23 protein-coding genes are annotated in these 25,111 nt (G+C 30.8%); 4 read left to right on the plus strand and 19 right to left on the minus strand.

Features of this window, described 5'->3' with window-relative positions; translation table 11 throughout:
• Nucleotides 1-308: 308 nt before the first annotated feature.
• A complete protein-coding gene (locus tag KPL50_RS20975) occupies nt 309-3,287 on the plus strand; it encodes a DUF3427 domain-containing protein (protein ID WP_216300485.1) in 2,979 nt (992 codons plus the stop codon).
• Nucleotides 3,288-3,903: 616 nt separating this feature from the next.
• Here KPL50_RS20975 and KPL50_RS20980 read toward each other — a convergent pair.
• The 8 genes from KPL50_RS20980 to KPL50_RS21015 form a co-directional block, all read right to left on the minus strand.
• Nucleotides 3,904-4,782: a toll/interleukin-1 receptor domain-containing protein gene (locus tag KPL50_RS20980; RefSeq protein WP_216300486.1), complete on the minus strand. Its 879-nt coding sequence runs from the start codon at nt 4,780-4,782 to the stop codon at nt 3,904-3,906.
• A 212-nt stretch (nt 4,783-4,994) separates the two neighbouring features.
• Nucleotides 4,995-7,091: a toll/interleukin-1 receptor domain-containing protein gene (locus tag KPL50_RS20985; RefSeq protein WP_216300487.1), complete on the minus strand. Its 2,097-nt coding sequence runs from the start codon at nt 7,089-7,091 to the stop codon at nt 4,995-4,997.
• Between the two features lie 79 nt (nt 7,092-7,170).
• The gene (locus KPL50_RS20990; RefSeq protein WP_253200743.1) at nt 7,171-10,191 is read right to left on the minus strand and encodes a type I restriction endonuclease subunit R; all 3,021 of its coding nucleotides are present in this window, start codon (nt 10,189-10,191) and stop codon (nt 7,171-7,173) included.
• Between the two features lie 16 nt (nt 10,192-10,207).
• Complete coding sequence (locus tag KPL50_RS20995) at nt 10,208-11,428, minus strand: restriction endonuclease subunit S (RefSeq protein WP_216300488.1); 1,221 nt, start codon at nt 11,426-11,428, stop codon at nt 10,208-10,210.
• Nucleotides 11,418-12,929, minus strand: coding sequence for a class I SAM-dependent DNA methyltransferase (locus tag KPL50_RS21000; protein WP_216300489.1), 1,512 nt, complete (start codon nt 12,927-12,929; stop codon nt 11,418-11,420). Before KPL50_RS21000 ends, KPL50_RS20995 begins: the two co-directional genes overlap by 11 nt.
• A gap of 670 nt (nt 12,930-13,599) precedes the next feature.
• The gene (locus KPL50_RS21005; protein WP_216300490.1) at nt 13,600-14,196 is read right to left on the minus strand and encodes a recombinase family protein; all 597 of its coding nucleotides are present in this window, start codon (nt 14,194-14,196) and stop codon (nt 13,600-13,602) included.
• A gap of 290 nt (nt 14,197-14,486) precedes the next feature.
• The gene (locus KPL50_RS21010; protein ID WP_253200744.1) at nt 14,487-15,026 is read right to left on the minus strand and encodes an NUDIX domain-containing protein; all 540 of its coding nucleotides are present in this window, start codon (nt 15,024-15,026) and stop codon (nt 14,487-14,489) included.
• Nucleotides 15,027-15,327: 301 nt separating this feature from the next.
• A protein-coding gene (locus tag KPL50_RS21015; protein WP_216300491.1) for an IS3 family transposase occupies nt 15,328-16,502 on the minus strand; the annotation gives its coding sequence in 2 pieces (ribosomal slippage) (nt 15,328-16,235 and nt 16,235-16,502; 1,176 coding nt in all).
• A gap of 289 nt (nt 16,503-16,791) precedes the next feature.
• On the opposite strand from KPL50_RS21015, the gene KPL50_RS21020 reads away from it, so the two are divergent.
• Complete coding sequence (locus tag KPL50_RS21020) at nt 16,792-17,718, plus strand: DUF4238 domain-containing protein (protein ID WP_216300492.1); 927 nt, start codon at nt 16,792-16,794, stop codon at nt 17,716-17,718.
• A gap of 143 nt (nt 17,719-17,861) precedes the next feature.
• Nucleotides 17,862-18,587 carry an FRG domain-containing protein gene (locus KPL50_RS21025; RefSeq protein ID WP_216300493.1) on the plus strand — a complete coding sequence of 242 codons (726 nt, stop codon included), beginning with the start codon at nt 17,862-17,864 and terminating at the stop codon, nt 18,585-18,587.
• Nucleotides 18,588-18,718: 131 nt separating this feature from the next.
• On the opposite strand, the gene KPL50_RS27585 is transcribed toward KPL50_RS21025, so the two are convergent.
• Nucleotides 18,719-18,841: a hypothetical protein gene (locus KPL50_RS27585; RefSeq protein ID WP_290443267.1), complete on the minus strand. Its 123-nt coding sequence runs from the start codon at nt 18,839-18,841 to the stop codon at nt 18,719-18,721.
• A gap of 127 nt (nt 18,842-18,968) precedes the next feature.
• Between KPL50_RS27585 and KPL50_RS27590 the strand changes: the two genes are divergently transcribed.
• A complete protein-coding gene (locus KPL50_RS27590; protein ID WP_290443268.1) occupies nt 18,969-19,103 on the plus strand; it encodes a hypothetical protein in 135 nt (44 codons plus the stop codon).
• A gap of 277 nt (nt 19,104-19,380) precedes the next feature.
• On the opposite strand, the gene KPL50_RS21030 is transcribed toward KPL50_RS27590, so the two are convergent.
• The 10 genes from KPL50_RS21030 to KPL50_RS21075 form a co-directional block, all read right to left on the minus strand.
• Entirely contained in the window at nt 19,381-19,659 is a 279-nt protein-coding gene (locus KPL50_RS21030) for a hypothetical protein (RefSeq protein ID WP_216300494.1), read from the minus strand.
• A 142-nt stretch (nt 19,660-19,801) separates the two neighbouring features.
• Nucleotides 19,802-20,269, minus strand: a complete 468-nt coding sequence (locus KPL50_RS21035) for a transposase (protein ID WP_216300495.1) — start codon at nt 20,267-20,269, stop codon at nt 19,802-19,804.
• A gap of 166 nt (nt 20,270-20,435) precedes the next feature.
• Nucleotides 20,436-20,615 (minus strand): DUF3102 domain-containing protein, encoded by a 180-nt coding sequence (locus tag KPL50_RS21040; RefSeq protein WP_290443269.1) that lies wholly within the window; start codon nt 20,613-20,615, stop codon nt 20,436-20,438.
• A gap of 181 nt (nt 20,616-20,796) precedes the next feature.
• Nucleotides 20,797-21,231 carry a hypothetical protein gene (locus KPL50_RS27210; protein ID WP_253200745.1) on the minus strand — a complete coding sequence of 145 codons (435 nt, stop codon included), beginning with the start codon at nt 21,229-21,231 and terminating at the stop codon, nt 20,797-20,799.
• A gap of 391 nt (nt 21,232-21,622) precedes the next feature.
• The gene (locus KPL50_RS21050; RefSeq protein WP_216300498.1) at nt 21,623-21,931 is read right to left on the minus strand and encodes a hypothetical protein; all 309 of its coding nucleotides are present in this window, start codon (nt 21,929-21,931) and stop codon (nt 21,623-21,625) included.
• A gap of 55 nt (nt 21,932-21,986) precedes the next feature.
• A complete protein-coding gene (locus tag KPL50_RS21055; RefSeq protein ID WP_216300499.1) occupies nt 21,987-22,739 on the minus strand; it encodes a fatty acid desaturase family protein in 753 nt (250 codons plus the stop codon).
• Nucleotides 22,740-22,767: 28 nt separating this feature from the next.
• Nucleotides 22,768-23,019 carry a hypothetical protein gene (locus tag KPL50_RS21060; protein WP_216300500.1) on the minus strand — a complete coding sequence of 84 codons (252 nt, stop codon included), beginning with the start codon at nt 23,017-23,019 and terminating at the stop codon, nt 22,768-22,770.
• Between the two features lie 865 nt (nt 23,020-23,884).
• Nucleotides 23,885-24,121, minus strand: a complete 237-nt coding sequence (locus KPL50_RS21065; protein WP_216300501.1) for a DUF2922 domain-containing protein — start codon at nt 24,119-24,121, stop codon at nt 23,885-23,887.
• A gap of 84 nt (nt 24,122-24,205) precedes the next feature.
• Nucleotides 24,206-24,430 (minus strand): DUF1659 domain-containing protein, encoded by a 225-nt coding sequence (locus KPL50_RS21070; protein WP_216300502.1) that lies wholly within the window; start codon nt 24,428-24,430, stop codon nt 24,206-24,208.
• Between the two features lie 83 nt (nt 24,431-24,513).
• The gene (locus tag KPL50_RS21075) at nt 24,514-25,047 is read right to left on the minus strand and encodes a sigma-70 family RNA polymerase sigma factor (protein ID WP_216300503.1); all 534 of its coding nucleotides are present in this window, start codon (nt 25,045-25,047) and stop codon (nt 24,514-24,516) included.
• Between the last annotated feature and the right edge of the window lie 64 nt (nt 25,048-25,111).

The raw sequence follows: 25,111 nt of genomic DNA on the forward strand, positions 1-25,111 counted from the left end.
TTATAACACAATAATTTACATTAAAACTTATATTATGAGGAATCATTGACAGCATAAGTAGTAATACGACTGTAAATCTTCTTTAATCATCTAAGTTATAATTATACATATATGTTATAATATTAAGTGAAACTTAGTTCATATGGGGCTTATTGCTTAACAAAATGCTAAGTGAGTTTACAATAAAAATCCATGCGACTCTAGTCACGTTTATATAGGATAAAAAAACGTTAAGAGATAACATTAGAGCCAAAAATTTATTGTGTATTTATAGATAAAAAATAAGCATCTTTTAAGGAAGGGGAACTATGAAGAATTTAGTTGAAATAGATAAAAAAGGAAATTTAGAATCTATTATAGATTTTAAAACAATTGATGCAAGCTATGATGGTAAAACTAATATTGCCAAGGATATTTTAAAAGCAAATGAAACAGGTTTAATAAGTTGCCTAGTAGATTCTAATTTGGCATTAAGACCCAAGCTTATTTTAAATGATTATAGTAAGGGCAGTAAAGTATTAAGTGATATTGTTTCAGAGCTTATGAACTGCAATGAGTTTATGATATCTGTGGCATTCATTACAAGTAGTGGGGTGACTCCACTACTCGAAACCTTTAAATACTTAGAGGAAAATGGGATTAAGGGAGAAATTTTAACTACGGATTACTTAAACTTTAGTGAACCAAAGGCATTAAAGAAGCTTTTAGAGTTTTCTAATATTCATATTAGATTATATTCTAAAAATAACTTTCATACTAAAGGATACATTTTTAAGCATAGTGATCATTATAGGCTTATTATTGGTAGTTCTAATTTGACTCAATCAGCATTGACTAAAAATAAAGAATGGAATATAAAAATGTCTTCTTTAGAGAAAGGTTCTTTAACAGAGGAAGTATTAAATGAGTTTCGATCCATGTGGAAGGATGCTGATAATTTAACTTTAGAGTGGATTGAAACTTATGAAAAAATATACCTAAAACAAAGAGAGTCTCTTAGAAAAAGCAGAGTTCCAAGAATTTTGCAACACTTATTAAAGCCAAATAAGATGCAGGTATCTGCCATTCAGGCTTTAGACAAGATAAGAGAAATCGGAGCTAAGAAAGCTTTATTAATTTCCGCTACCGGTACTGGTAAAACTTATTTATCAGCTTTTGATATTAGAAATTTCAATCCAACAAGGGCGTTATTTATTGTTCATAGAGAACAAATTGCAAAACAATCCTTGGATAGCTATAAAAATGTTTTTGGTGATACTAAAAGTATGGGAATTCTTTCAGGTAACTCAAAAGATATTGATAAAGATTTTATATTTTCGACAGTGCAAACTTTATCAAAAGATGATGTATTATTAAGCTTTCATAAAAATGAATTTGATTATATTGTTATAGATGAAGTTCATAAGGCCGGTGCTATAAGCTATCAAAAAATCGCGGATTATTTTGAGCCTAAATTTTTATTAGGAATGTCAGCTACGCCAGAAAGATCTGATGACTTTGATATTTTTAAGATGTTTGATTATAATGTGGCATATGAAATTCGTCTACAACAAGCGTTAGAGGAAGATTTACTTTGTCCGTTCCACTATTTTGGGATTACAGATATATCTATAGATGGTACTGGCTTAGATGATACAACAGATTTTAAATATTTAGTGGATGAACAAAGGGTTAATCATATTATTGATAAAATCAGTTTTTATGGATATTGTGGAGATAGAGTAAAAGGGCTAATCTTTTGTAGTGATAAGAAAGAAGCTAAAGAGTTATCCATTAAGTTTAATAACCACGGCTTAAGAACATTAGCATTAACAGGAGAAAATACTCAACCTGAACGTGAGGAAGCTATTGAGCGCTTGGAGCAAGATGAACCCGTTAATTGTTTAGATTATATTTTTACAGTTGATATTTTTAATGAAGGAATAGATATACCATCAGTTAATCAAGTTGTTATGTTAAGACCTACTAAATCAGCTATAATTTTTATACAGCAATTAGGACGTGGCCTTAGAAAATATACTTATAAAGAATATGTTGTCATCATAGACTTCGTAGGAAACTATGATAGTAACTTTCTAATTCCTATAGCACTTTCAGGAGACCGAACCTATAATAAAGATACTATCCGGAAATATGTTATGGAAGGTAATAGAATAATTCCTGGTTGCTCTACTGTGAATTTCGATGAAATTTCTAAGAAACGTATTTTTGAATCAATTGATAAAGCCAAATTCAATAATATTAAACTTATTAAGGAGAGTTACAATAGTTTAAAACAAAAATTAGGTAAAATTCCTAACTTAAATGATTTTGATTTACATGATTCTATTGATCCATTAAGGATTTTCGATAATAACAGCTTAGGCTCATATTATAAATTTTTAACAAAGTACGAAAAAGAATATACGGTGCAGCTTAGCTCAGTGCAAGAATCTTTTATAGAATTTATTTCTAAAAAGCTTGCTTCTGGAAAGCGAATCCACGAATTAGAAATGATTAAATGTGCAATAAATTATAAGGTTGATTTAATATTAAGGCTAACGCATATTCTAAAAGAACAATATGATATAAATTTTAAGGATAGTACAGAGACCTCTATAGTTAATGTTCTTACAAATCAATTTTCTAGTGGAGCTGGTAAGGAAACATATAAGGAGTGTATTTTCTTAGAAAAATATGGTTTAGACTATAAAGCATCAGAGATTTTTGTTGAAAATTTAAAAAACAAAGAATTTAAGGAAATGGTCGAAGGGCTGATTCAGTTTGGTATAACTAGATATAAAAAATTTTATAGTGTACGTTATATGAATACAAGCTTTGAATTGTACCAAAAGTATACATACGAGGATGTGTGTAGACTATTGGAATGGGAAAAAGGTGAAGTAGCCCTTAATATAGGCGGTTACAAGTTTGATAAAACCACCAAAACCTATCCTGTATTTATTAATTATAATAAATCTCAAGTTATTAGCGCTTCTATAAATTATGAAGATAGATTTGAGTCAGCTTCACAGTTAATTGCAATATCTAAATCAGGGAGAACCGAAAAATCTGCTGATGTTGTACAAGCATATGCTGCTGAAAAAGATGGTGTTGAAATGAGTTTGTTTGTAAGAAAAAATAAAGATGATGAAACGTCAAAAGAGTTTTATTATCTAGGAAAAATTAAGACAGTAGGAACTGCTAAACCCATTATTATGGGAAATACTAATAAGACTGCTGTGGAAATTAAATATCAATTATATACACCTATAAGAGAAGATATTTATGAGTATATTATTTCTTAATTTTTATAGTAAAGATTTAATCAATTCTAATATATAAGGTTTATACAGTGTCAAGTTAAGATACAAAAACTGGAACAGCTCTTTGTATCTTAACTAATTCATAATATTATTAAGGATCATGTTAAAACATATAATTTAATATTTATCACGTTGTATTAAAAAAACAGTAGGTATCTCAATCCATTGAGGTACCTACATTTACTATGGTGCGTGGGACAGGAGTCGGACCTGCGACCAATTGGTTCGTAAAGTGGCGTTTTAAGCAATTTTAAACAGTGCTCAAAGTGGCTTAAATGCTCACTTTGTTTTTTAAACTATACTTATCTATCCCTATTTATTTTAAACTATAAGGGGCAAAAAAGGGGGCAAAATAAAATAGCTAATTTTTTATTTTCACAATCCATATCATAATTGTACTATCATGCCATTTTTTCTTTTATACACCAGTTAATATGCCATCTATCTCAGGCCCTTGAACAGTTTTGTTTCATCCATATTTTTCTAGATATTCTTTATATTTAATATCATCGGGTATTATAAACTATGATATCCTGCACACATTTTCTTTCTTACATTTTCATCTAAAGCATATTATATACTATTTTTAATATCTAAATTAATACATCGATTTTGGAAGTCCTTCCCATACTAAATCCCCTTTAATATATTCTTTATTCTTTATAATCAATGTTATAAATTGATCATTAAATGGAACTATAGTTTGCTGACCAAACATGGTTTTCGCAACTTTTATTGGTATAGCTATGCTTCTTGTGGGACCACCTTGATGATCATATGGCTGAATAATATGTTCAACATCCTCTAATGAGTATATTCCAGCCATGTTAAGATTATCCGTATAACCGTCCCGTTTAGATTGCCACCATTGTAAAGTACTTTGTCCACGAGTCATTGTCTTTATTTTATTTAATATATAGTATCGGTCATTCGATATTCCAATCTTATCTAATATCTTTTCAAAATCTTTATCATCTAAAATATCTTTTTTTATAACTATATTATTCATATCAGAAATAACACTAAGAAATTCACCGATTTTTCTCGATATTTTTTCAAGTTTTACTCGTTCTTTAGTTATTTCTATAGAATTTAGCTCATCTAATTTATCTGATTCATCTTTAAGTTTTTTTAACTCATCCTCCCAATACATGATATATTTTATATGTCCAGCGACCTGAAATATATTTGTTTCATGTAGAATTATAGGTAATATTCTATTCTTATAATCTTCGTCTTTTACAAACTCAAGAACCTCATACATGCAATTAATAGATTTTAAATACTCTTCACTAATTAACATTAAAACAAAATCTGACTTTCTAACAATTTTCATATATTCCTTGATGCTTTCCGTATAATTTATCCTCCGCTCATCCCTTGTTAGTGTTATTCCCATTCCCAAAAATCTTTCATCTAACTTATCTGCAAAGTCTTTGTTCTTCCACGAATATGATATGAAAATATTTTTATTCATATTTGTCCCCCATTTTTTGAATATTTATTATTCTCTCTTGTAAGCTGTGTCCTTTAGAAAATCTCTTATCCAATTAGTAACCATGCTTTTTAAATTTAATTTATTAAACTAATTCACCATAAATTGCTATATTCCTTTTTTTAATTACCATAAACTCAAAATTTAACTAAATAGTTTTTTAGTGTTATGTATAATGGAAATTATATCTAGATTTAATTTTTAAAAGGTGGTTCCCCGAAACTTTTATCAAGTGAAATAGCTATTTCATCGTTTCTAACTGCTTCCTCTTCTTCCCCCAGCTCATATTGTACTGCAGCTAAATTGTAGTAACCTATAGCGTAATCAGGCTTATTTTTTATTACCAATTTATAATACACTTTAGCTTCTTTAAATTTTTTTAAAATACGGAACATAGTTCCTAAATTATTATATGCACCAATGTACAGTGGGTCTAACGAAATAACTTTCTTATAATATTTAATTGCTTCATTAATATTATTTGTTGCATAAAAAGTATTTGCAAGGTTAAAATATGAAACAATATAGCTTGGATTAATATCTATAGACTTTAAATACATATTTATAGCCTTTTTAAAATCTTCTAATTCAAATAAAGCATTTGCTAACTTTAGGTATACTTCAAAATTACCATTGTCTAACCTAATATATTTCTTATATGCTTCAACACTCTCAGTATACTTTCCTGATTCTAAAAATACATTCCCTAAATTTAAGTAAGATGATGCTACATTTCTATTTATTTTAATAGATTTTTTAATATTAATAGTAGCTTGTTTATAATCGCCTAATTCAAGATAAACACTTCCAAGATTATTGTATGCTTCCGCTAAATTAGGATTTAAATCTATCGCCTTCCTATAATTTTTAATAGCGTCTTCCATAAAATTTGATTTTTGTAATACTATTGCTAAATTAGAATATAGCTCTGATTTATTTGGATTAAATCTTATTGCTGTTTCATAAATTTGTATAGATTCTCCTAATAACTCCAACTCACTAAGCGTGTTAGCTAAGTTATTGTAAAACATGCATTCATATGGATTTAAATTTATTGCTTTTTCTAAAACCTCTTTTGATTCTTTATATCTTTTTAATTTATAAAGTAAAATACCATAGTCATTATACGCCTCATCAAAGTTTGGTTTGGAAGCAATTACGTTTTTATAATGTTTTTCAGCCTCATCATAATTGCCAATGCTACTAAATATATCTGCCATAATTTTATAAGCTATATAATCTTCGTTATTTATAACAGTAATCTTTATAACAATATCTAATGCTTTTTCAAATTGTTCTAAATCTTCATATAGTTTTGCTAAATTATAATAAGCAATAAATGATTCTGGATATAATTCAATCTCTCTTTTGTACATTTTTTCTGCTTCATCGTATAGTAGTTGCTCGCAAAGAATAGTTCCTATATTGCTATGCACATCTGGATGATTTGGATTTAATTTTAAAACTATATCAAAGTATTGTTTTGCTTTCTCATATTCCTTCAAACTAAAAAATGTATTCCCTAAATTATAATAAGCTAATATGTTATTGGAATCTAATGCTATAGCTTTTAAATAATTTGTTTTTGCAATTTTAAACTTTTGCTCTTCGTATGCTAAAATACCTTTATAGACGTATCCTTGTGCATAATTACTATATTTATCTATAAATGAATCTAATGAAACCTGTCTCTCTTCTTTATCTTTTATAAAATATATATTTAATAATTCTTCCAACAAATAAGAGTTATCAAACTTTATAAGATCTAAAATCTGCTTATATTTATCCTCCATTAATTTATTTAATGGTATAGCATTCATATCTCCTAATTGAACCATAAATTGACCAATTACACGCGATATTTGTTCTATTATCTTCATTTCTTCATATACTGGTATAATATTTAAAGCATCTAGATTACTTACCTCACTTTTTAATTCATTTAGTTGCTTTTCCCAATACCCTATATATTCAAGTTTATCTTTGGTTTCGAAAATCCCAGCATCATCTAAGACAATAGGCAATAATCTCCCCTTGTAATTTTCATCTTTTATAAATTCTAAAACTTCATACATGCAATTTTTTGATTTTAAATAACTACTACTTATTATCATGAGCACATAATCTGTATTCCTAATATTCTTCATAAAATGTTTAATACTATCTTTAAAATTTAAATTTCTTACATCCCTAATAAAATTAATACCCAATAATTGAAAATCTTTATCTATCTTATCCGCTATTATTTTATTATTCCATGAATAAGACATAAAAATCTTTGGCACATTCATTCTTTAGACCTCCTCAAGAATTATTAAATAATTAATATATGCTAATGAACCCATAAACATAGCTATTGTCCTTAAATCTTTATATTCCAGCACTCATAAGTTCCGCTTGCTTAATAACTATGTTTACAGCTCCATCTGCTTTTTCAGGAGGATATTTATATTTCCTTAGCAATCTTTTAACCATTCTTCTCATAGCAGCTCTTGCTGATTCCTTCTTGTCCCAATCTATAGTCTTATTCTTTCTTACCATGTCAGTTAATTCATGTGCCATTGCTATTAAGGTAGCATCCTGCATTTCTTCTAGTACTTTTGGATCTGCTACTAATGCTTCATAAAATGCATATTCCTCTGTTGATAGACCTTTTTCTTCTCCTTCTTTTACAGCGGTCACTATGTCTTTAGATAGGTTAAGTAGTTCTTGTATTACTTCCGCACTTGTAATCATTCTATTATTATATTTCTTCATTAAATCTTTTAGTTTTTTAGAGAACAGCTCTGATTTAACAACGTTGCTTCTTTGAAATACTTTTATATTATCATTAAGTAATTTTCTAAGCATCTCAGCAGCTATGTTTTTATGCCTCATATTTTTGATGCTATTCATGTATTCCTCTGACAAAATTGATATTTCAGGATTAGTTTGATTAGTAGCTTCAAATATATTAAATACTCCTTCTTGTTGTATAGCTTGCTCAATTATTACTTCTATTCTTGCATTTACTTCATTAGCAGTAAGCTTACCTCTATTCGCCAATTTACATACACCAGCTTTTATTCCCTTAAAATATTCTATCTCTTTCTTCTGTTCTTCATTAAGTAATGCTCTACAGAGTGTCTCAGCTTGGCTAAGTGCCGTTGCTTCTCTAATAAAGAGTTTAGAATCTTCTTCATCAAATCCTAGTACATAGTTAATACCTTTTAACAATATACCTAACCTTTCTTTCTGTGATTCTCCAAAGAATGCATGATAATCAAATCCGTAGAAGAAATCTTTCATTATCTCTAACTTCTCTAGTGCTATATTTAATGCCTGGCTTACATCTGGGACTTTGTCTTTATCTCTATTAGTGTATTGATTTAATGCATTCTTAAGCTCTGCCGCCATCCCTATATAGTCAACAACAAGACCTGCTTCTTTATCCTTATATACTCTATTTACTCTAGCTATTGCTTGCATTAAATTGTGTCCCTTCATAGGCTTGTCTACGTACATAGTAGCCATAGATGGTACATCAAAGCCTGTTAGCCACATATCAACTACAATGGCTATCTTCATTTCACTTTTTTCATCCTTAAATTCAATAGCTAGATTTTTTCTATATTCCTTGTTACCGATAATATCGTGCCAATTCTCATCATCTTGATTGCTTTCTGTAAGAACTACCTTTACCTTATTAGTCCAGTTTGGTCTTAATTCTAGTACTTCCTTATAGAGATTTATTGCTATCTTTCTACTCATACAAACAATCATGGCTTTCCCTGTAAGGACATATTGGCGTTCTTCATAATGCTTTACTATATCTTTAGCAAGCATCTGAAGTCTTTGCTTAGATCCTATTATAGTTTCTATTCTGGATAAGTCCTGTTTAGATTTATCTATAATATACACTGTTGTTTCCTCAGCTATTTTAGCGTACTCAGCATCTATCTGTTTTAGCACTTCTTCATCCAGTTTTAATTTAGCAGTTCGATTTTCATAATAAATAGGAACAGTTGCTCCATCTTCAACTGCTTGTGTCATGTCATACACATCTATGTATTCTCCAAATATTTCTCTTGTAGATTTATCATTAAAATCTATGGGTGTGCCTGTAAATCCTATAAACGTAGCATTTGGTAGGGCATCTCGCATATTTTTAGCATATCCATACTTCCATTCACCTGTAGTTCTATCTAACTTAGCCTCTAATCCATATTGTGAGCGATGAGCCTCATCTGCTATAAATATAATATTACTTCTTTCTGATAACACATCTGGATTCTCTTCAAACTTCTGAATAGTAGTAAATATGATGCCTCCTGCATTTACCCTTAGTAGCTCTTTTAGGTGTTCTCTATCTTTAGCTTGCTTAGGTTCTTGCCTAAGTAATAGCTTTGATGAAGCTGCAAAGGTAGTGTATAGTTGATTATCCAAATCATTTCTATCTGTTACTACTACTACTGTAGGATTGTTAAGTTTTGGATCTGTCACAAGTAATCCTGTATAAAATACCATAGAAAAGCTCTTACCACTTCCTTGTGTATGCCAAACAACACCTACTTTTTTATCATTATTAGCTAATGTTTCCTTAGTTCTGTTGACGGCCTTAGTAACAGCAAAATATTGATGATAACCGGCCACAATTTTTACAGTAATACCTTTTACATCTTGATATACAATATAGTTTCTAATAATATCTAGTAACCTACCTTTTCTAAATACCCCATCGAGTAACACATCAATAGGATTAAAGTCACCAACAGGTGCTTCTCCATGTCTAGACTTCCATTCCATATATCTGCTAAAATCTGCTGAAATAGTTCCCATCCTTGCAGTTACTCCATCTGATATAACATTAAAAGCATTATAGTAAAATAGTGATGGTATATCTAGCTGGTAGTTCTTTATCTGATTGTAAGCATTTTCTATAGTAGTATCATCCTTCATTGCATTCTTAAGTTCAAACACAACTAAAGGGATGCCATTAACATATATAATTATGTCTGGCCTTTTCGTTTTAAATTCTATAATTGTGTACTGATTAACTACTTTAAAATCATTAGCATAAACATTCTCAAAGTCTATAATCTTAACTTGAAAGGTTCTATTCTCATCATCCTTTTTATAAGGTATCGACACCCCTTCAATTAATAGCTTGTGAAAGCCCTCATTAATATCTGCTAGCTTAATAAGCCCTAAGTTTCTTACCTGCTTGTAGGCCTCTTCTAATATATCCTGCGTTATACCTTTATTGATACTAGTAACATATTCAAAGAAATAATCCTTAAGAATAACTTGACTATAATCGCGCTGTATATCTGGCCCATATACATATTCATAATCCAATAATTGAAACTGTTCTATTATTGCTTTCTCTAAAGTATCTTCTGTAAAAGTCATGGGTATCACCTCACTTTTAAAGATTTATTTTTAGGTTATCTAAATTTATTTCTCCATTCATTAGTTTGGGGAGAAGGGTGTCTCTTAGATTATTTAATTTAGCATTCTGTTCAATGTTGATTTCTATCTTCTGCATTAAACTAAATACAATAATAGAATATTTTTCTACTAAATTTGATGGCGGCAAAATTATTTTTATATTATTCAGAATATTTTGATTTATAAGCGGTTGAGCGGAACCTCCAGCTAAATCTCTTAATGATAATCTTAAGAGACAGATATATAAATATGGTAAATTTTCTTTTTCAACTGATGAAGCAATTATAGCATTATCTGTTATCCAACATGGTTTTAGTGTTAATCGTATTGAACCACAATACGCCCCTACTCTACCCACTACTATACATGATTCATGTTGTAATATTTCATTAGTTTTTCCTATTATTCCATTCGAACCAAATATAAAATTATTACCTTTTCCCGTTCTTAATTCTTCTTTAATACCTTTTCCATTTTTAAAATTTCCAATTATATTTAGAGTACCTACTTTCCATTCCTTAGGAATTTTTCCTAACTCGCTATCAACCATCTCTCCACAAGAAGATTTATAAGGTAATCCTACTTCATTTAGGAAATCAAAATCCACAAACCATTGTTTAAATAAGAGCTGAGATAGAGCTTGTAGATTCTCGTTAATTATATTATTCAAATCGATTTTACTATCAATAATTTTAAGAATATAGCTCATTTTTTTTTGAATACGCAAATCAAACAATGGAAATTGCATTTCTACAAAATCTCTCTGATATAGATGAGGTATTACACTTCCTTCTGTTCTAGCTGCAATGAATGATTTAAAATATTGCGATTTAAAATAGTAATACAAAAAATCCGTATCTATTATATCTGTTCTCTCATTTCTTATTACAAAAATACCTGATGCAACTGTTGTTGGAATATCTAGACTCATTACATATCCAATTTTTCCAATTGTTCCATCTTTTGAAATTAATATATCTTGTTCCTTCAATATTATTTCTGGCGATTCGTTATACCTTTCTTTACTAATATGACCACATTTGTTCCAATTAATTCCATAAACTTCTAATGCATCTCCATTGATAATTCTATAATTACTATCTTCTAAATACTCTGATTTTTTCAAGCCCTTCCAACCTATTCGACCTTTAATATATAAATATTCTCCTATTTTCAAGGAACATTTGTTATAATTCATACCCAATTCCTCCTAGAGCATTTTTAATTTTATCCTCTAGTTTCTTAGATTCTTCAAACTGCTTGGCTAATTGACTCGTTATTTCTTCCATCTTATCTTCAAAAGGAATTCCATCATCTTCTATTTCTTCTATCCCAACATATCTTCCAGGAGTCAATACATATCCATGCTGAGCTATTTCATCTATACTAGTAGATTTGCAGAAACCTTTTATATCCTCATAGCTCTTATTATTTTTCCAATTATGATATGTATCTGCAATCTTTTTAATATCATTTTCATCTAGTTCTTTTAATCTTCTATTTACCAAATGACCTAAATTTCTGGCATCTATGAATAATACTTTATTCTTAGTAATTTCTTCCTTACCCTTGCGCAATATCCATAATGATACTGGTATACCTGTAGAATAGAATAATTGTCCTGGCATCGCTACAATACAATCAACTATATCATCATTTACTATTGCTGTTCTTATTGTTCCTTCATTTGATGTACTGGAACTTAATGAACCATTTGCAAGTACTGAACCCATTACTCCATTAGGTGACAGATGATGGATCATATGTTGTAACCATGCATAATTAGCATTGCCAACTGGTGGTACCCCATACTTCCACCTAATATCTTCTTGTATCTTTTCGCCGCCCCAATCAGATATATTAAATGGAGGATTAGCCAATATATAGTTTGCTTTTAAAGTTTTATGTAAATCTTCATGGAATGTATCAGCATTATGAGTTCCTAAATCTGCTTCTATTTGTCTTAGAGCTAGGTTCATTTTAGCCAGCTTCCATGTGGTAGGATTACTTTCTTCTCCATATACAGATATATTATTAATATTGCCTTGATGCTCTTTAACAAACTTAGCAGATTGGCAGAACATACCACCAGATCCACAGCACGGATCATATACACGTCCTGAGTATGGTTCTAAAATCTCTACTAAAGTACGCACAACACAAGATGGCGTATAAAATTCCCCTCCTAGTTTCCCTTCCGCACTAGCAAATTTACTTAGAAAGTACTCATATACACGTCCAAGCATATCTCTTTCCTTTGCTTTATCACTTCCTATATCAAGATTAGTGAATAATGTCACTAGCTCACCTAATCTAGTTTTATCAAGTTCTGGTCTTGAATAGTTCTTGTTTAATACGCCTTTTAAAGATTGGTTCTCTTTTTCTATGAGTTCCATAGCTGTATCTATTTTTTTACCAATATCTACAGAAGTAGCATAAGATACTATTTCATTCCACCGAGCCTCTAATGGTACCCAAAATATATTCTCTGCTAAATATTCATCCTTATCTTCTTCAAATCCTTCTTCTTCTTTTGCTAGCTCCTCATGTTTTTCCGAGAAAGAATCTGATACATATTTTAAAAATATTAAGCCTAGTACTACATGCTTATATTCAGATGCATCCATACTTCCTCTTAGCTTATCTGCTGCGAGCCATAATTTATCTTCAAATCCTACTGTTGCTGTGTTTTCTGCCATAATGCAATAACCTCCATGTGTTTCATCTAATGTTCACTCAATTATATCATTCATTTGGAAAATACTATGATGTTATTTTATATTTTTATTTAACTTACTTTTTGTACATAAAGATTACCTATTCTGTTGACTTTCTTAGTCTGCGAAAGTATAGAACAAGTATCATGTAAATCTTATTTTGTCTTCTTTATAAATATTTTTTCGGGGAAATTATTTTGTATATATTTTTTAAATTATTTTTTGTAGATGTTTTTATTGTCCTTTCCTCTCTACATTAATCTATATATACGCCACTTTACTCCTTCTCTGTGTGGGGGTTTTTCTTTTAGAACTTTCATTTTTAAAATTACTCCTATACAATAAAAGTGATACATATATTTATCCATGCTGCTGCACCACCTACTACATCTATTGTCCAAAATCGTCACATAAAAAAAGAGAAGGCTTAGTTAACCCTCTCATTGCATAATTAAATTTCAGTTAAATTTAATACGATTCTAACTCTTAATTGTCTGTGTAGTAGTCACTTAAACAGTTACCATCTTTAAACTTATCCTTCATTGCTATATCGTGTCCAGTTTCTATAAATTTGTCATACCTATTATGTCTGATTTACATTCATTGTTTTATAGCTCTAGATACTTCTCATATAACCTTTTATGTTTACCCATTACTTAGTGCTCTCTTCAATGATCTTAATGTATTTATATAAACAAGATCTTGATATGTCGCACATTCTAGCACATTCACTCTTATTTATCTTGCCATTCTTTAATAGGCCATAAGCTTTGACTACTGCCACTGGAACATCTTCTATAGTAGTTGTAGGTCTACCTATTAACTTTCCTTTAGCTTTAGCATTAGCCATACCACTTTTAACTCTTTGGCTTATCATGTTTCGCTCTAGCTCTGCAAATACACCCATCATCTTTAACATTCCTTCTGTCATTGGATCTAATGCTTTTATGCAATCTACAATGAAATTTCCTAGCACTAATTTAATTCTTCTAATTTTAGCTAATTCTATAACTTCACATAATTGTTTGGTGCTCCTGGTAATTCTGCTAACTTCTGTTGCTATTATAGTGTCTCCCTGCTCTACTTTATCTAATAGCTTATTAAACTCTATTCTGTCTGTCTTAGTGCCACTAGCATATTCCAGGTATATATTATTAGTAGTAACTCCTAACGCCTTTAATTCTCTCGTCTGCCTCGTAATATCCTGCTTAGTATTGTCTGTAGAACATCTTGCATATCCATATAACATATATTCCCCACCCTTTCAAATACACTCTAAATATATAATATACTATTTATTCCAACATGTATACAAAATGGTATAAATATTTTCGACTACAGTTTTTAATATAAAAGTACCTTGAACCCCACTTAAAAGTAATCCAAAGTCGCCAACGTTGGCACATTTAAAGTGTAGTGTAAAACAAATGTTATTGTTTACGCTTATATGTTCTCATCGGTTCATAAAATAACAAAAAACTGCATTTTTAAATACAGTCTCAATTGCGCAATATAAGAATGTTGTGTAGTAGTTTGGTACTAAAAATGCTTATACTGTGTGCAATCCATTTTAATTTCCTCAAACAATTCGTCAATGTATGTATATTGTTCCCATGTTGTGAATGTTCCCTCGTCAATCATACGGTTAATTTCATCACGGCTTGCCCACATTGCATTGCAGGTTTCATCAGGAGCAAGAATTACGGTTGATATGTCTACATTTTGCCGAAATAACCAAACATCAGCCAAACCGCGACATTCAACGTCGCTACACGGTAAGTGATGTTGAATCATTCGTCCGTTCTGCGGCTCAAGAATAATACCTAATTCTTCTTTTGCTTCTTTCAATGCCGTAGTCAAGCTATCATCGCCCGCAACCGCATTTCCGCCCGTACATTCCCACATATTTGGGAACGTCTTGTTCGGAGACCTTTGCGATATAAGGTATTCACCGTTGTCGTTCTCAATCCAAACATAAACCTCAAGGTGAAATTCGCCTTTGTTCATGGGCTTGCCACGCTCGTGAACACGTCCTGTTACATTACCGTTTTTATCTAATATATCCCAAAGTTCAACCAAGTTTATTCCTCCATTCGTGTACGTTATACGTACAAAATATAAATAATAAGTGCTTCGTCATAATCTACGAGTACGACATAAAGCATTTATTTAATTATACTATTACTACCTTAAATTGGATATAAAGAAATCCTGTTTTATTTATTATCCTGTTGTTTTTTAGAGCCTATACCTATTACAGGTAACATTAAACAGAATTATTGAATGGTGTTACACATTGGCTTATGACCCTTACCCAATAAACTAGACACTCTAAACTCGTATTATCTCTTGTTTTCGTACAATGACTTAATATTTCAATTTAAGCTACTTTAGCTTTTCGATTAGCTTTATTATAATAGTCTTCAGGTGTCACATATCCATTTGAGGCGTGGATTCGCTGTCGATTATAAAATACCTCAACATATTCAAATACAGCTGCACGGGCTTCTTCACGAGTTCTAAAGTGGGTACCATAGAGCCATTCACATTTTAATTTACCCCAGAAAGATTCCATTGGTGCATTATCCCAACAGTTACCTTTTCGGGACATGCTACATGTAAAACCATACTTTTTAATCAAATTTTGGTAGTCATAAGAACAGTACTGCGAGCCTCTATCAGAGTGTAAAATGACGTTTGAAGGCTTACCAGCACGTAGATATGCCGAATTCAACGCATCAATAACTAAGTCCTTTGTCATTCTTTCACTCATGGACAATCCAACAATTTTTTGTCCACATAAATCCAATATTCCAGCGATATAAAGCCATCCTTCATCTGTCCACAGGTAGGTGATATCACTTACCATTTTTTCATTAGGTTTATCCACAGAAAAGTCGCGGTTAAGGATATTTTCTGCAACTGGAAGCTTATGATTAGAATTTGTAGTTGCTATAAATTTCTTTGAAACCTTTGACTTTATGCCATTTTCACTCATAATATGTTCCACTCTTTTATGATTAATAGGAGATTTGCTTTTGGTGTTTAATATCCGTGTAATTTTTGTTGAACCGTAAACTTTCTTGCTTTTAACATGGATATCACTAATTTCCTTTAATAGAAGACTATTTGCTTGTGATCTCATACTTTCTGGACGTTTCTCCCATGCATAGTAGCTGCTCCTAGAAACTGATAGGACCATGCATAGCTTCGCTATATGGTAGTTCATGCGATTAGCCTTGATAAATAGAAATCTCTTTATTTGAGGTTTCTCGCGAAGTAGGCTGCCGCTTTTTTTAATATATCATTCTCCTCTTTGAGGTCCCTATTTTCTTTTTCAAGCTTATGTAGTTTTTCATCTTCTGGGCTTAAGTGTCCACTACCTATAAATGGAGCCTTAGGAGATTTTCTATACTTATTTACCCAGCCCTGCATTGTAGTGGGCTTAACACCTAAATCAGCAGCTACTTTTGACATTGGTTCTCCTGTTTTATCTAATCTCTTTACCGCTTCCATTTTAAATTCAGCACTATAACTTTTATTCATATAAACCATCCACCCTTCATTTTTAGTATAGCACGAGTTCCTCGTGTCTAACAAAGGGGGTATGGGTCATTATGTTATGACTGCATTTGCTGCCTGTTCCAGGTTGCTTATATCGTGTTTCCTAATACTATAGTATTTTGAATCACTTATTTGCAATCTTTACTACGCAGTGTGAAAAAAACGTGCACTACTAATCAAAACTAATGTTCTTTGAAAACTAAATATTGCGGTATTTAAAATAAAAACACTGGTATGAAAAATATGTTATAATTTCCATATAATTATGTTGTATTAAAGGATGGTGGTTTATATGGATTATAAAAAACAGCATTGGATACCTCAATCATATCTAGAAGAATGGTGTGACCCTAATACTCCTAAGGCGTATGATAAGTATGTATGGAGATTCAAATCCGATGGAAGTGATCCGAAAAAAAAAGCTCCGAAAAACATTTTTTTCGAACCTGACATGTATACAATTCAGTTAAAAGATGGAACAAGAATTTTAGATATTGAACACGGTTTGGCTGGTTTAGAAAATACTTTTGCAAATATACGAACAAATTGTCTAGCTAAACATAAGGAAATTAATCATGAAGATCGAATTATGATCCTTGCGTTTATTGCGGCTTCTTATAGTAGAACGCCGTCACGAAGAGAACATTATAAAAAGCAATGGGGAAGCGCTTTGGATTTAATGAATTTCATGAAGAAAGATATGGAAGGAGCATCTCCAGAGCGAAGAAAAGCAATGGAATCTCTAGGACCTTTATCTGAAGATAGTCCTAAATTTAGTATGGAAGAAGTAAGTAGAATTGCAAAAGATCCCTTGCAAGAAACACTTATTCCATCCATAAATGCACTAACAGCAGCATTTATGCCAATGAATCTTAGTATTTTATGTACAAATAATAATGTTGGTTTTATTACATCTGATGCGCCATGTGTGTGGTTTGACCCAAAAGCTTATGAAAGACCAGCTATGTATAGAAGTCCAGGCTTAGCATATCCTAGAATTGAAATAACATTACCAATTTCACCGAAACAAAAGGCACTCTTGTCGTGGGCGCCTTTAAATGATTACATTAACATTTCGGATGATATGTTAGATAATTCTAATAGAACAACAAGATTTTATGCGCATGAATACTTTATAGTAAATCGTAATTATACTAAAGAAATATGGTTTGATCCAGGAAAACCGCCAGATGGTTATAAGGAATAATAACATTTACTTTGTATTACAAATATACTCCGATGAAACTTACAAATAAATTATACCACCATATATAAAAATACCATTTTTACAGAATTATAGATAGATAGCTTTTATAGTTAAGGATTATTATCATGAAGGAGGATTATAGTATGAGTTCATGGACAAGCTTTATAAATAAAATTGAATCAAAAATTAATGTGCTTGATGCAAAGGGTTGCGACGTTCCATTTTTCAGAGGACATAGTATTTCAAGCTGGCCATTATTACCAAGTATTTTTCGTATTCCAAATAGATTTGCTGGTCTGGAATCAGTATTATATTATGAATTTCATTCTTATTCGGCTCAGTTACTTTTAGGCAAGGTCACATCGTGGGACATACTTTTCGAAATGAGACACCATGGAGTGCCAACTAGATTGTTGGATTGGTCAGAGAACTTTGCTGTTGCATTATACTTTGCTTTAAATGGAAATGATACTGCTTTAAATCCGTGTATTTGGATGTTGGACCCTTTTGCATTAAATACACAATCAACCGGAAAAGAATCAATTTTAGTGCCTGAATTAGATATTGAAGTAAATTATTATGATGATTTTATTAAAAAAATCACAATACAAAATAAGGACCCTATAGCAATTTATCCCAAGAAACAAAGTCCTAGAGTATTTGCACAAAAGGGCGTTTTTACTATCTTTGGAAGTAATGAAAAACCTTTAGAAAAGTTATATCCAACTTGTTTAACAAAATTTGAGATACCAATAGATGCTATTCCAGAAGCTAATACATTTCTTAAACTAGCAGGTATTGATGAATTTAGTATTTATCCAGATTTAGATGGATTAGCTCGTTTATTAATTAAAAAGCATTGTACATAAATAAAAACTTCAGTGCCATTAACAATGTTCATAGTTTTTACATTTAATGCTGTAAACTTAGCCACGGTTTTTTCAACAGAATTTTAGATTAACAATTACTGATAGCACATTTTTAGCTTATACAAGAGGTGCTACTGTAAGATCATCGCCTTTGGTAACATAATCCCTGAAGATGTTAAATATCTGTCTGATCCATTTAATCTTGTTATTTGGGCATTTGCAGTTATTGCAACTCCTGCGCTAAGAGTTAGCACAACTACTATTTTTCTAATACTTCTTTCTTAATAAAAACTTATGGCTATTGCATTAGATGTGCCACAATAGTTACTACTTCATCGGTTCTTTGTACTGGTATTTTTAAGATTAACTCATAGAATTACTGTGTACTTAGAATTTACTTTTGTTAGGAGCCCACATGGATTTGAAGTATTCTTAGCACCGTTAAGAGCATTCTTTGGTGGGGTTTTAGGTACAGGACCAAAAACTACAGTTTCTGGTCATGTAGGAGTTATATGAGCTTTTTTCACGATTGGTTGTAGATTAATCGGTAGAATATATCATTAATTTTCCAAATAAAATTAAAAAGCCACATCAAAACTAATAGCTCATGATACGACTTTTTTTTGAATGTAAGTATCATATATATTAAGCATACACTTTGTGAAATGAGGTGTAACCTTACGAAAGTACTTCACCTTTTAAGTATTCTCGCAGATAATAATACAAGGTCTTATATATCCAATGTCCACTTAGCTTTTTATCTAGAAAAATTGTTGTAAAGTTATATCTTACTTCAAAACTTTTTACTCCGTTCCATATTTAATGAACTGTATGCCAACTTTTTATCTTCCGATGCTGTGAAAATAACATAAAATACACTTTTAGTTGCAAGTAAATTCACTTCATCTTCTGTCATTGCATACTTATTTGTAATTGTATATTTAGAATTATTTGCGGTGGATGCTCTCACTATCTTTGACCACAGAACAATCCCTGATGTAGTTAAATAAACTACGAGGATTAAGCCACAAACTAATTTTTTAACAATTTTTACAATTCTTTTTCTATTCATTTTCAAACCCCTATTTAATTCTTATAACATATTATATGCAAACACTTTAATGCTTCTTCCCATTTAAGATAATAAAAAGTACCACACTATTTGAATAATGCGGTACTAAGTAATTTAAAACTTCAATAGCTTATTTAGGTTTTTATGCTCTTAGCATCTCTTTGAGCTCTTCTGTAGTAAATCCACTAAGATCATATTTGGTAGAAGTTTCACCTGTCACATTTATATTACTATCTATGTCCTTACGATCTCTCCACTCTTTAGGCTTACGGTTCTTTAGCCAAAAAATCATTGATGTAGGATCCGCAGCTACTTCTTTAGTAACTTCTGTAGTAGTACTTATCCCAGCTGCATTAGTAGTGGTCTTATATTCTATATATGAGTAGCCTGTAGCTCTTTTCTTTAAAGCATTCTCTACTTCTATGTCTGCAACTTCCTTACCATCCTTTAGGGCTTCTACTAACTCTACATGCTCCACCTTATATTTAGATAAAGTAGATACACCTATACCCAAGTTTTTAGCAATCTGTTCTTCTATAAGTCCATCTCTGCACCAGGCTTCTATTAATAATAATTTATCTTTAACTTCCTCCCACCTACTTTTACACATTAGCCTTCCCCCTTACAACTTCTTTTACCTCTATTTCACACTATAAGCCATGTAATATCAACTCTAAGCCACTCTTGTACGTCATGTGTATAATTTAGCTACAATTATCTATTGTCTTTCTAGAAGGCCATATGATGCGTTTTGTCTTTCCGTGCTCTTTTTCTATTCAATTACAGCGTAGTAGGTTATTCTCTTGTTGGAGTTCCCTAGTAATCATTTCATTAACTGGGTTTTCTTCTAAAAAGGTTTTTCTTTCTTCTTGGGGAATATCTAAAAGTGCGAATATCTTAGATTGGTTCAAATCCGTCAACGTTGACATATTGGGAAATTCTGTAGCAATTTGCATAAACCAGTTCTTGCACCTATATCTACTTTATCTTCAAGCTGCTTAGCAAACTCTCCATGAGGCAAACTTTTTTTTACGATTACTAACCTTTTACTAATTCCTAGTGTAAACGAAAAGCGGCTTAGCCTTAATTAGCTCAACCGCCTTTTATCGTACTTTTAAATAGCTTTAGTCAGATTAGTTACTCTTTTATTTTTGGTACGTTTTTAGGAATATTTTTATTGTTTTTAATCATATCAATAACTTCTTCTATTGAAAATGGTTCCTTTCTTCTTTGCAGTATTAAATGACAATTAGGACATACTGGACGTAAATCCACCCGAGCATTAACTATATGTTTTTCAGTATTTTTACTTAATTGGTTTAAGTGATGTACATGTATTAAGCCTTTACCGACTTCGCCATATGTTTCTTCAAAATTAAATTCACATATATCACACTTTGCTCCATAAATCTCAATACACCGGTCCCTTGCTTTTTTAGACCTAGCAGAACGTTTTGTATGAGTTTCTGTTCTCCCACCTTCGCTTGAATTATTTGAACCTGAATTGTTCATTTCATTTTCATCTTCATTTAAAAATCCATTTACATACAAGAAGTTATCTTCTTCATCCACTAAGTAAATTTCATTCCATAAGTTTTTTTCACTAAATACATTTAATTCAACATCTGATATTATTGATTTATAACAAATTCACTTCGCTCATAAACACCCTCGAGGGTCGTGAACAAATTGTGAACTCAATTTGTTTTGCTATACACTAATTATATATTATTTAACAATAAATCAAAAAACAAAAGTGCATTTTATACCATAATTAGGTATAAAACACACCTTTTATTAAAATAAATATTAATAATTTAAATCATAATTTTTACCCTGTATTTGATCGTATTTATAAGAGGTTTAATAAAAAAAATTCACTACTTACATTTAATGGTTCTGTTAGGTTGATGGCTATGCTACGACCTCGGGAGACGTTACAATAACTGGAAGTTATTGTTTGCTACGTTGTAGCAGCAATACTATTTTGATTCAATCTATTTAATAAGTATAACTGCATAGGCAGTATTGGTATGGAAATATTATATATGAGTATGGCAGTTTTTGAATCCTTTAGCATTAAAACTAATGAACTAATTATAAATATTGTTATAAAAAAACTAGCTGCAAATATAAAATAGTTAGTTTTTCCTATAAGCATATATATACCTAATTGACAAAGTAAATATGCTACTAAAATTAATATTTTATATTTTAATAAGTACTCTAAATATTCTTTTGACCCGTCTTTAATATCCTTTAGTAAATTCATTTATTACCTCTTGGTATATCTATGATGTACTGAACAATTATGAATTGTTCATGTTTTACTTTATATAAGTTTGCTCTGAAATTTGCCCCCTGTTTTTTGTGCCCTTACCTTGGTAATACGCATAATGTTTATCTGTTGTATTTTTATATCCTGAATAAAATCTTTTTGCGATTATATTAATCAAGGGATCGGACATACCATTTAAAAATGCATAATTAACATTATCTTCACTATGATGTGTTCCATGATGACGTTTCCCAAGTAATAAACCACTTCCCCTAAAAAAATCTACTAATCTTTCGTCTGATACGTGGCAAAGATAGTGCGAAACCTCCGCTACCGATGATAATAAACTAAAATATAATATGATATATGAAATTACCGTATTAATATGAAATATGCCAATTGCTATTGACGTAATTATTAAAAACCCCGAAAGCCAAATCTTTGAACCTGATTCATTAAAATAGACCAACAAAATATTTTTTTTTGTGTAGAGCGGTGTTTTATGATGCAAATGAAAACTTGCTATTAGTGGTCCTGCTATGGATTTATAATCATCCTGATTATCCATATGCATATGTACTAGTCCATTTATAAAGTCAGCAAGAACATACGCAACAATGAATGAAAATATTTTCCACCAAACATCTATATAAATAGGTATAACCATATACGCTATAATGATTTGAAGTGAAATATTTATAGTAGAAATAAATTTTCCAAAGAGTTGATAAATTCTTTTATTTTCATAAAGATCCATAGCAGCTATGAATTGTTTTTGTTTTAATTCGGTATTGTTTATCATTCTTAAAATCCATTCCTTTCGATTTACGTTATTTAGGTCGTATTATTAGCATACTGATTGTACCACAAATCCTTTTGCTATTATTTTTATATATTTTCTTAACTTCATTATATTTTTTTAAAACTTCCTCAACATTACTATTAGAATTATTGTATAGATATTTCTCATAAAAATTTAATATGAATTCCTGTTGAATTTCTCCTGCAATTCTGCCATCAAGCTTCCCTGTAATATTAGCAAATTCACTTCGCTCATAAACACCCTCGAGGGTCGTGAACAAATTGTGAACTCAATCTGTTTTGCTAACGGCAAAATATATATAATTTTCGCAAAAACAATTTTCAAAGAATGTTTTTAGTCCATTGGAACTAAACTCAGATATATCTTAAATACCGTATAATTCAGAAATTAGTTTTACGGTATTTTTATTTTAAGTTAAGACGAAATATGAGAAAATTGCGATGTATAAGTTGAAATAGGAAGTACGAACAATGCTCTTTGAAAACTACATAATACGGTATTTAAAAATGAAATAATTTGATGTGTTTTACAAAGATAGTAATTACTTAGATAGAAATATGCTATAATTACCATTAGCTAAGACGACATGGTATAATATTGTTTTTAAAAACCTATTTATAAATAGGTGTAGGGAGTTGTAGTTATGGATTTCATTATTCAATTTATATTTGAATTGTTTAAAAGTAAAAAACATGAGGACGCTAAATATAACGATTCCGTTAATATCCTTATTTTTATATTAGTATATTTCAGTATCTTCGTTGCCTTTCTTTGGGTGTGTAGCAAGTTAGCCTTGTTCGGATAATTCGCATTAAGCGTCACAACTATTAAAACCGAATAATCCCTTAAAATGCCGTATTATTCATAACTGAATTTTACGGCATTTTTACGTCGTACTTCAATAATATTCCGACATAAATAATACTATAGCAAACTGTTGTTTATTAATTATTAAAATGCCCCTATACAAATACTTTTATCATTCCTTTGTATGTAACTTCTAGACCATACCCATAAGGGCATGTTAACAGAATAATAAGTGCGCAACATCATGGTCCACTAAATTTTACCGATACAATCTCAATCGACAAAAAAACAGTGCCCTTTCACAGGCACTATCCTTCCTAACCTACTTCAACTGTACTAGTATCAGTAGTAATTATTTTAGCATCTTTCTTGCCAATTAAGTTACCATTAGCTGATGCAAAAATGTTTTTTGAAATGACTAAGTCCATAAGAGCATTTACCTCAGCTTCTGTAACAGATGGAACTCCATTTTCATCAGCTTTAATGTCATCTACAGTTAAAGTAAAATACTTACCTTCTGTAGATGTTAAAAATCTCATAGCTAATTTATTCATATCACATTACCTCCTTTTAATTATTTGACTCAAGGGTTTTAAATTCTAGGTTTTCATTTTCTGTTTTCAATTTTTAGCTAACAACTACGCATTAACTAAGCTGTATTGATCTTCTCTGTCTAGTCCTACTAATGGATAAGTCTTAATGTTAGAGATAGCTTGTCCTACTGCAAATATATCTTCATCTGCTGCAGCAACTTTTAAATTGCTTAGTCTTTTTGTTGCATGTTTGTCTTTGCCTTTGATGTCAACTCCAACTATCATAGTAAGCTTTAATGCACTGGCTACCTTTGTTGATTTAACTGCCATGTTAATTCCCCCTTTCATTTTGTTTTCATTGAATATATATGCCCCTTCGAAGTTTTGTGCGGAGTTTTTAAAAAAATATAAATTTACATAAGTGCTCTTAGTTTTTCTAGGGCTTTTCTTTTTATTCTTGCAAATTGATGATAGCTTTTATCGCTATCACAGGCTATTTCTCCTAGAGATTGGTCCAAAATATAGTATCTCTGTAAAATATCGCGCTCCAAAGGGTCCAGTTTATCAAGAGCTACATACAGTTTTTTAACTTCATCATAAGCTATCACCTCATCCTCTAAGGTAAATTCATAATCTCCAGAGGTATCATAATCTAGCATTTCATTGTTTGGAACCTCTCTGAAATGTTTTATTTGGCCCTTTAGAAGAGCTTTGAAGTTCATTCTTATACTATTTATGCAGTAGCCGTTAAAGCTATTGCTGCCTAGCGTATACATGGCTATGGCTTTTATAACAGACAGGTATCCATGCTGGACCAAATCTTCTAGAGCATAACCTGGAATGTGATATCTGGCGGCCTCCTTGAATATAAGATGTTTGAATTTTTCTATAATCTCTTCTGTAGCTCCTCCCTCTCTAGTTTTAGCCTTTTCAATTAGTTTTTCCATAATAAAATACACCACCCTTTTACTTATTAATTAGGATATTTAAAAAATAATTTGTCAGCATTCT

It is taken from the genome of Clostridium sp. CF012 (genome assembly GCF_018861755.1).
Lineage (GTDB): Bacteria > Bacillota > Clostridia > Clostridiales > Clostridiaceae > Clostridium_AD.

Coding starts and splice junctions, on each gene's coding strand:
- KPL50_RS20975 (WP_216300485.1), top strand. CDS start 309: ATGAAGAATTTAGTTGAAATAGATAAAAAAGGAAATTTAGAATCTATT.
- KPL50_RS20980 (WP_216300486.1), bottom strand. CDS start 4,782: ATGAATAAAAATATTTTCATATCATATTCGTGGAAGAACAAAGACTTT.
- KPL50_RS20985 (WP_216300487.1), bottom strand. CDS start 7,091: ATGAATGTGCCAAAGATTTTTATGTCTTATTCATGGAATAATAAAATA.
- KPL50_RS20990 (WP_253200743.1), bottom strand. CDS start 10,191: ATGACTTTTACAGAAGATACTTTAGAGAAAGCAATAATAGAACAGTTT.
- KPL50_RS20995 (WP_216300488.1), bottom strand. CDS start 11,428: ATGAATTATAACAAATGTTCCTTGAAAATAGGAGAATATTTATATATT.
- KPL50_RS21000 (WP_216300489.1), bottom strand. CDS start 12,929: ATGGCAGAAAACACAGCAACAGTAGGATTTGAAGATAAATTATGGCTC.
- KPL50_RS21005 (WP_216300490.1), bottom strand. CDS start 14,196: ATGTTATATGGATATGCAAGATGTTCTACAGACAATACTAAGCAGGAT.
- KPL50_RS21020 (WP_216300492.1), top strand. CDS start 16,792: ATGGTGGTTTATATGGATTATAAAAAACAGCATTGGATACCTCAATCA.
- KPL50_RS21025 (WP_216300493.1), top strand. CDS start 17,862: ATGAGTTCATGGACAAGCTTTATAAATAAAATTGAATCAAAAATTAAT.
- KPL50_RS21030 (WP_216300494.1), bottom strand. CDS start 19,659: ATGAATAGAAAAAGAATTGTAAAAATTGTTAAAAAATTAGTTTGTGGC.
- KPL50_RS21035 (WP_216300495.1), bottom strand. CDS start 20,269: ATGTGTAAAAGTAGGTGGGAGGAAGTTAAAGATAAATTATTATTAATA.
- KPL50_RS21040 (WP_290443269.1), bottom strand. CDS start 20,615: ATGCAAATTGCTACAGAATTTCCCAATATGTCAACGTTGACGGATTTG.
- KPL50_RS21050 (WP_216300498.1), bottom strand. CDS start 21,931: ATGAATTTACTAAAGGATATTAAAGACGGGTCAAAAGAATATTTAGAG.
- KPL50_RS21055 (WP_216300499.1), bottom strand. CDS start 22,739: ATGATAAACAATACCGAATTAAAACAAAAACAATTCATAGCTGCTATG.
- KPL50_RS21065 (WP_216300501.1), bottom strand. CDS start 24,121: ATGAATAAATTAGCTATGAGATTTTTAACATCTACAGAAGGTAAGTAT.
- KPL50_RS21070 (WP_216300502.1), bottom strand. CDS start 24,430: ATGGCAGTTAAATCAACAAAGGTAGCCAGTGCATTAAAGCTTACTATG.
- KPL50_RS21075 (WP_216300503.1), bottom strand. CDS start 25,047: ATGGAAAAACTAATTGAAAAGGCTAAAACTAGAGAGGGAGGAGCTACA.